This window comes from Oleiphilus sp. HI0080, assembly GCF_001635135.1.
In genome coordinates this window covers 1-510 of the sequence record NZ_LWFU01000792.1, presented here as the reverse complement: position 1 = coordinate 510, position 510 = coordinate 1, and the positions used below count along the sequence as shown (strand labels likewise).

Here is a 510-nt window from a genome sequence, read left to right as displayed (position 1 = left end):
GCCCTATGGTCAAGGCACCGTGTCCGCCCATGGAATGCCCCATAATCGCAGCATTACCTTGCATTCCTAGCTGGCCAGACAGTAGTTCGGGCAACTCATAGACGATATAATCATACATGTGATAATGCTGATTCCACGGCGCTTGTGTCGCATTCACGTAAAACCCCGCACCATGTCCGAAATCATACGATTTATCTGCATCATCGGGCACATCCTCGCCACGCGGGCTCGTATCAGGTGCAACAAGAATCAAGCCCAGATCTGAGGCAATTCGGTGCGCACCTGCTTTTTGCATAAAATTCTCGTCGGTACACGTCAGCCCAGATAGCCAATAAACAACAGGCGTATTTTTTAACGCTTCCTCGTTTTTTAGAGCGCAAGGCGGAACAAACACGGAAAAAATCATGTCGCAATGATTCACCGCCGAGGCATGCCTGTAACGCACGTATCGCCCCTCAAACGATGACTGCTGACTCAGTAACTCCACGAACTCACTCCTCTATCAAGCAG

Annotated in this window: 1 protein-coding gene; it reads right to left on the bottom strand. The window is 50.0% G+C overall.

Going from position 1 to position 510, the window contains the following annotated elements; genetic code table 11:
- On the bottom strand, window positions 1-487 hold a 487-nt coding region (locus tag A3751_RS16270), incomplete at its 3' end, for an alpha/beta hydrolase-fold protein (RefSeq protein WP_255376096.1).
- Window positions 488-510: the final 23 nt, after the last annotated feature.